Here is a 2,615-nt window from a genome sequence, read left to right on the forward strand (position 1 = left end):
CCCTGCGCCCCCTCGCCGAAGCCCCCAACGTCCCCGTCACCCACTCCGCCGACTACCTCGACCACCGCGACAAGATCCTCGCCGCCGAACACATCACCGTGATCGGCTCCGGCCAGTCCGGCGCCGAGATCTTCCTCGACCTCCTCCGCGACCGCCCCGTCGGCCGCGAACGCCTCCACTGGCTCGCCCGCACCCCGGCCTTCGCGCCCATGGAATACAGCAAGCTCGGCCTGGAGCACTTCACCCCCGACTACACCCACTACTTCCGCACCCTGCCCGAACCCGTCCGCGACCAGGTCCTGCCCCAGCAATGGCAGCTCCACCAGGGCATCGACCGCCACACCATCGCCGACATCCAGGACGAGCTCTACCGCCGCAGCCTCCACGGCGGCTGGCCCGACGCCGTCCTCACCCCCGGAGTCTTCGTCCGCACCGCCGGCCGCGTCGGCACCACCCGCGTCGAACTCCACCTCGAACACACCCAGCAGGGCAGCCGCTCCCGCCTCACCACCGACGCCGTCGTCCTCGCCACCGGCTACCGCGAACGCCGCGTCGACACCCTCCTCGCCGCCCTCGACCCCTACGTCCGCCGCGACTCCAACGGCCGCCCCCGCGTCGACGAACACCACCGGCTCGTCCTCGACCCCTCCGTCAAGGGCGCCATCCACGTCCAGAACGCCGAAACCCACACCCACGGCGTCGGCGCCCCCGACCTCGGCCTCGCCGCCTGGCGCAGCGCCGTCATCCTCAACGCCCTCAGCGGCCGCACGGTCTACCCCCTGCCCCACCGCACCGCCTTCACCACCTTCGGCCTGGAGCCGCGGACCCAGCCACGACCCCAGCACGCCGTCGGCGGCACCGGCTCAGGCGGCACCGGTCCAGGCGGCACCGGCTCAGAAAACCGGCACACCATCCCGCGTCAGCTTCCAGTCCACTGACGCGAAGGCCCCCACATCAATGGAACCCTTGGCCTTCACCCAACCGATGATCGTGTTACGGATCTCCTCCGAATTCGCCCACAACTGCTTCGACCGCGCGACATGCGGGAAATTCCCGCCACCACTCGCCCGGTAATTGTTCACCGCCAGAACGAACTCCGCCGCATCATCCAGCGGCTTCCCCCGGAACGACAGATTCACAATCCGCGCACCCGGCTCCTTCGCGATGTCGATCTCATAAGAGAGACCACTCACCACGTCATAGTTGTAATCCGGAATCGACTCGGCGTTCGTCAGCTTCGCCGGGTCCACCGGAACACCCGGAGCCGTCCGCACGTAATAACGCGCCGAGAACTCCAGATACGCCCGCAACTGCGCACCGGTCAGCAGCCGCGCCTCCAGCGTGTTCTCGAACGGGTACAGCCCCGCCACCTCGCGAATCGTCACCTTCCCCGCCGGCACCGACGCCGTCCGCGAGAAACACGACGCCTGCGACAGAACGGGCAGCGAGGCATAGGACGTGCCCGCCAGCGCCGCCCTCACCGTCTCCGCCTGCACATGATTGATGAAATCAATGATCGGCGTGTCCTTGTACGCCGCCTCCGCCGCACTCATCGCCGCCGTCGACGTACCGATCACCTGATTCACATACGCCACGACCTTCCGGTGCTCCTTGCCCAGCAGACCGGTGATCCGGCGGTCCTCCGCCACGGTGTTGGAATTCAGCACCTTCGCCGAAACCGACTCCACCTGCCAGCGGCCCCGCTCCCACACCAGACCGAAGTCGAACAACGTCAACCGCTGCCCCCACTTCAGCGGCTCCGAAAGCACCACCTGCTTACCGGACTCCTTGTTCGTCACCCGGTACTCGGGAATCTCCGTGTGAGCGTGCCCCACCAGAATCGCGTCGATACCCGGCACCCGCTCCGCCACCAGCGCCGCGGCGTTCTCCACATACGGCAACTGATCACCGTACGACGACGTACCACTCGAACCCGAATGCGCCGCCACGATCACCACATCCGCACCCATGGACCGCAGCTTCGGCACCCACTTCGCCGCCTGCTCCTCCAGGCCCGGGAACACCATCTTCCCCTGCACATTCGCCTTGTCCCAGATCGCGATCCCCGGATTGGTCAGACCCAGAATCGCCACCTTCACATCACGACCGTGCGGAGTGCACACCCGCTTGATCGCATACGGGCGGAACGCCGGCCGCAACGACTTCGCGTCCAGGGCATTCGCCGCCAGCAGCGGAAAATCACACTGCTCCTCGAACTTCCGCAGCGTCGGAATACCGTAGTTGAACTCATGATTGCCGACCGCCGCCGCGTCGTACCCGATCGCGTTCATCGCCCGCGCCATCGGATGCGCCGGACCGCCCGCACCCGTGATCGGATCCACCTTCGCGTAGTAATACGACAGCTGAGTGCCCTGGATCGTGTCACCCGCGTCGATCAGCAGAGTGTTCCGCCGGCCCTTCTCGGCCCGCACCTGCCCCACCAGAGTCGAGATCTTGGCGAGACCCACATCGTTGTGCGCCTTGTCGTCGAACTCCGCATCGGTGAAGTAATCCCAGTTGAAGACATTGCCGTGCAGATCGGTCGTCCCCATCACGGTCAACGCGTACCGCTTCTTCCGGCGAGCGCCCCCGTTCCCGGCGAGCCCCTCCGCCTC

2 protein-coding genes are annotated in these 2,615 nt (G+C 66.8%); one reads left to right on the forward strand and one right to left on the reverse strand.

What is annotated here, in order from left to right:
* On the forward strand, positions 1–938 hold a 938-nt coding region (locus K6I33_RS34235), incomplete at its 5' end, for a SidA/IucD/PvdA family monooxygenase (RefSeq protein ID WP_229358701.1).
* On the opposite strand, the gene K6I33_RS34240 is transcribed toward K6I33_RS34235, so the two are convergent.
* A partial coding sequence (locus K6I33_RS34240; protein WP_229358702.1) for a bifunctional UDP-sugar hydrolase/5'-nucleotidase occupies positions 894–2,615 on the reverse strand: 1,722 nt, incomplete at its 5' end. The genes K6I33_RS34235 and K6I33_RS34240 overlap by 45 nt on opposite strands.

The organism is Streptomyces sp. UNOB3_S3 (assembly GCF_020740895.1).
Classification (GTDB): domain Bacteria; phylum Actinomycetota; class Actinomycetes; order Streptomycetales; family Streptomycetaceae; genus Streptomyces.